Source organism: Candidatus Eisenbacteria bacterium (assembly GCA_016867495.1).
Taxonomy (GTDB): domain Bacteria; phylum Eisenbacteria; class RBG-16-71-46; order CAIMUX01; family VGJL01; genus VGJL01.
Genome location: VGJL01000195.1, coordinates 1 through 4,675, shown reverse-complemented (window position 1 = coordinate 4,675; position 4,675 = coordinate 1). Strand labels below are relative to the sequence as shown.

3 protein-coding genes are annotated in these 4,675 nt (G+C 68.9%); 1 reads left to right on the top strand and 2 read right to left on the bottom strand.

Going from position 1 to position 4,675, the window contains the following annotated elements:
• On the bottom strand, positions 1-1,252 hold a 1,252-nt coding region (locus FJY88_12030), incomplete at its 3' end, for a Glu/Leu/Phe/Val dehydrogenase (GenBank protein MBM3288062.1).
• A 121-nt stretch (positions 1,253-1,373) separates the two neighbouring features.
• The gene (locus FJY88_12025; GenBank protein ID MBM3288061.1) at positions 1,374-2,552 is read right to left on the bottom strand and encodes a glycosyltransferase family 4 protein; all 1,179 of its coding nucleotides are present in this window, start codon (positions 2,550-2,552) and stop codon (positions 1,374-1,376) included.
• Between FJY88_12025 and FJY88_12020 the strand changes: the two genes are divergently transcribed.
• A complete protein-coding gene (locus tag FJY88_12020; protein ID MBM3288060.1) occupies positions 2,546-4,411 on the top strand; it encodes a long-chain fatty acid--CoA ligase in 1,866 nt (621 codons plus the stop codon). The genes FJY88_12025 and FJY88_12020 overlap by 7 nt on opposite strands.
• Positions 4,412-4,675 lie beyond the last annotated feature (264 nt).

Below are 4,675 nucleotides of genomic sequence, written 5' to 3'. Positions count from 1 at the left end.
CGGCCGCCTGGGTGACCCTCTTGATCGCCACGATGAAGGCTGCCACGCGCATGTTGACCTTGTACTCCAGGCTCGTCTCGAGGACCGTCCGGAAGGCTGAGGTCATGATCTCCTCGAGGTCCTGATAGACCCTTCGCGCCGACCAGAAGTAGCCCATCCTGTTCTGGACCCACTCCAGATACGAGACCGTGACCCCGCCCGCGTTGCAGAGGATATCGGGGATCACGAAGACCCCCTTCTTGTCCAGGATGTCGTCCGCCTCCGTGGTGAGCGGGCCGTTGGCTCCCTCCGCGACCAGCCGCGCCCTGACGCGCGGGGCGTTGGCGGCGGTGATCTGGTTCTCCAGGGCGGCCGGCACGAGGATATCGACATCCCACTCGAGGATCTTCGACGGATCCTCGTCGTAGGCGAGCTCGTGATGCGTCTTCTCGATCCCGCGCAAGGTCCGGTGGGTGCCCGCATGTGAGACGAGCTTCGGGACGTCGATTCCGGCATCGGAGGAGTAGGTCCCCGTCTCGTCGGAGAGGACGACGACCTTGCATCCGTCCCTGTGCAGGTTGAGCGCGGTGTACTTGCCCACGTTGCCGAAGCCCTGGACCCCGACGCGGCTCTTGCCCAGATCGATCCCGAGGTGCTTCGCCGCTTCCTGGACGCAGATCGCAACGCCGTCGCCGGTCGCCGTCTCGCGCCCCTGGCTTCCCCCCAGCTCGAGGGGCTTGCCCGTGACGACTTCCGGATGGAACGCCTGATGGTGCATCGAGTAGGTGTCCATGAACCAGGCCATCACCTGGGGGCCGGTGTTGACGTCGGGCGCGGGGACATCCTTGTCGCCCGCGAAGAGGTCGATCATCTCGGCGAAGTAGCGCCGCGAGAGCCGCTCCATCTCGGTAGGGGAGTGCTTGCGGGGGTCGACAATGACGCCTCCCTTGCCTCCGCCCATCGGGATGTTCACGACGGCGCACTTGTAGGTCATCCAGAAGGCGAGCGCCTTGACCTCGTCGAGCGTGACATCGGGATGGAAGCGGATTCCCCCCTTTGCCGGCCCGCGGGCCGTGTTGTGCTGCACGCGGTAGCCGGTGAAGATCTCGATGCTCCCGTCGTCCATCTGGACCGGAAGCTGGACCTCCGTGACCCGCCTCGGCTCCTTGATCATCACGATCTGGTTCTTCGTGAGCTTCAAGGTCTTCGCGGCGCGGTCGAACTGCCGCAGGGCGTTCTCGAAGGCCGATGTGCTGTCAAATGTGCCGCGCATGGAAACCCTGACCTCCCTTCACTCGATCGCCGACGGGACGGCGGACGCGAATCAACGACAACCGGCGATCGTACGCGAGCCTCGCTCGTCGACTCAAGGCGGATCGGGGCGCTCCGCCGGACTACGGCCGAGCGGCTCCGAGGAGTTCTCCATAGAGATCGATCGTCTCCCTGACGCTCTCCTCGACCCGGCGGCTCTCGAGAATCGCCTCGCGCCGGGCGAGGGCGGCGCGCCGCGCCGCATCGCGCTCTCGCTCCATCCCCGCGACCGCCTCGCAGAAGGGGGCCAGGGCTCCCGCCGGGAAGAGACCGCCCGCGGGCGGAGAAGGGACGGCCTCGGACACTCCTCCCACGTCGGCGGCGACCACGGGCAGGCCGGCTGCGGAAGCCTCCAGGAGGGTGAGAGGGAAGCCTTCCCAGAGCGAGGTCAGGACGAACAAGTCGAACGCCCCGATCAGATCGGGGGCCGCGTCGCAGGCGCCCAGCAGATGGACGCGGTCAGATAGCCCTTCGAGGAAGATCCGGTTCTCGAGCGGTCTTCGCAGCGGACCATCCCCCGCGATGAGCCATCGAATGTCAGGGAGCAGGGCCGCGGCATCGAGGATCATCCCGGGATTCTTCTGCGGCGAGAGGCGCCCGACCGTCCCCGCGACGAATGCATCTCGGGGGATCCCGAGACGCGATCGAAGCTCGAGCCCCCGGCGGCCGATCGCGTCCAGGTCGCGAAACGGGGCCGTCGCGATCCCCGGGCGGATCACCCGATAGAGGTCGGGGCGTCCGATCGAGTGGCGCAGTCCTTCTCCGCGTGTGGCGTCCGAGACGGCGACCAGCGCGTCGGACCACCGGGCGGCCAGGCGCTCAGCCGCCATGAATGCGAAACGCGCAGGCGCGGGGGTCCGGTCCGAGAATCCCCATCCGTGGACCGTATGGACGACGCGAGGGATTCCGGCGCTGCGGGCAGCCCGTCTCCCCAGGATGCCGGCCTTGCTGCTGTGCGTGTGGACGAGATCAGGCCGGCTCCGGCCGAGCTCGCGCGAGAGCCATACGAGGGCGCGGAGGTCGCGGACCGGATCGACTTCCTTGACGAGGTTGGGGATCAGGCGCAGGGGAATGCCCCTGCGCGCGGCTTCCCCCTTGAGACTTCCCTCGGGCCCCTCCTGGGGACCGCACCAGATCTCGGCTTCGATGCCCCTCTCGATCAGGCCCGCGGCCGTCTCCATGGCGACTCGTTGCGCGCCGCCGACGACGAGACGGGTGATGATCTGCACGATCCTCAGATCGCGTCCCAGGCGTCTTGTCACGGAGACCGACTATCCCATGCGGCGCCTGCGCCGACAAGCGCCCTGTGCTACCCTCGTGTGCCGTGAGCCTTCTCAGAGCGCGCACCCTGCCCGAGCTCGCGGAGCTGGCAGGGACCGAGCGGCCCGGGGCCGTCGGCTTCATCGCCCCGTGGGAGGGAGGATTCCGGCCGATCGCCTACGAGGAGTGGTGGGGCCGGATCGAGCGCCTCTCGGCCGCTCTACGCGGGTCGGGACTCCTTCCGGGCGATCGCGCGCTGCTGCTGATGGAGACCCGCTACGAGTGGCTCATCTGCGATCTGGCGATCCTCTGCTGCGGCGCCTGGACGGTCCCTCTCTACTCGAGCCTCCCCGCCGCCCAGCTCGCCCATCCGATCGCGGACTCGACGCCACGCATCGCCATCGTCTCGCGGCCAGAGCTGCTCGCGCGTCTCCTTGCCGCCCCGGGAGCTGCGGACACGCTGCGCGCGGTCTACCTGCTGGATGGGGTCCCGCCGCCCGTTTCGCCGATCCCGATCATCCCGGTGAGCGAGGCGTGCGACGGTGCGCGCCCCGGCGCGGCGGAGGAGCGGGCGCTGCGCGAGATCCGCGAGGGGATCGGCCCCGACGATCCTTCCTGCATCATCTACACATCGGGCACGAGCACGGCGCCGAAGGGGGTTCTCCTCTCGCACGCGAACATCCTATCGAACGCGCGGATGATCGCCGAGGCGCTTCCGATCGGATCCTCCGATCGCTGTCTCGCCGTCCTCCCCCTCGCCCACAGCCTCGAGCGCACGGCCGAGTACGCGACGATCGCGGCGGGGGGCGTGCTCGCCTACGGCCGCGGGATCGAGAGCCTGGCCCGCGACGCGATGGCGGTCCGGCCGACCGTCCTGCTGGGGGTTCCCCGACTCTTCGAGCAGATCCTCTCGACGACGAGGGGCGCGGCGCGCGAGCGCGGCAGGCTTGCAGGCTGGCTCTTCGAGATCGCCGAGTCGGTGGCCGAGCGGCGGGGGGGGCGGGGGCCCAGGATGTCGGAAACTCCGACAGGGCCCGTTCCGCGTCAGGTTCGCGATCTCTGGGATCGCCTCTTCTTTCGGGCGCTGCGCGAGAAGCTGGGCGGACAGGTGCGATGGCTCGTCTCCGGAAGCGCTCCGCTGGCCAGACGAGAGGCCCTTTTCTTCTGCGGCGCGGGTTTGCCCCTTCTCGAAGGATACGGCCTGACCGAGGCGGGATCCGCCGTCTCGGTGAACAGGCTCGACCGATGGCGCGCGGGGACGGTCGGGCCGCCCCTTCCCGGAGTCGAGCTCAGGATCGCGGAGGACGGCGAGATCCTGGTCAGGGGGCCGGGCGTGATGCGGGGGTACTACAACCAGGAAGCCGCGACCCGCGAAGCGCTCGAGGAGGGGTGGCTCCACACGGGCGATCTCGGGAGGCTCGACAACCAGGGGTTTCTCTCCCTCACGGGACGCAAGAAGGACCTGATCGTCACTTCGGGGGGCAAGAACATCTCTCCGGCGCCGATCGAGGATCGTCTGAAGGAGAGCCCGTGGATCGAGGAGGCCGTCGTCTTCGGCGATCGAAGGCCCTACCTCGTCGCGTTGATCCTTCCGGACCGGTCCGCCACTCTCGCTCATCTCCGGGAACACGGCATCGCGGCTCCGGCCCCGCAGGATGTGTGGGCCGTCGTGCGGAAGGTAGTCGACCGCGTGAACCATGACCTCGCCCCTCACGAGCGAATCCGGTCCTTCGATCTCCTCGCGAGCGCGCCGAGCGTCGAGGCGGGGACGCTGACGCCGACGCTCAAGGTCCGCCGCGGCGCCCTGGAAGCGGCCTGCATCGATCAGCTGAGCGCCCTCTACGAGACGACGCGCAGGTAGATTCCGCCGCCTGGGGGTTGCCCGCGGAGCGTCGCCCGGGCCGCCCGCCCCGCCGGCGATGTTCACTGCGTCGGCGGGACCCGCAGCGCGTCGTTGAACCGATTGAAGTAGTTGAAGAGGCCCGCGACCGCGGAGATCTCGACGATCATTCCCTCGTCGAAGTGGCGGCGCAATGCCGCGTACTGCTCGTCCGCGATCCCGTGGGGATCGCGGGTCATCGCGGCGGCGTGCGCGAGCGCGAGCCGCTCCTTCTCCGGGAACGCG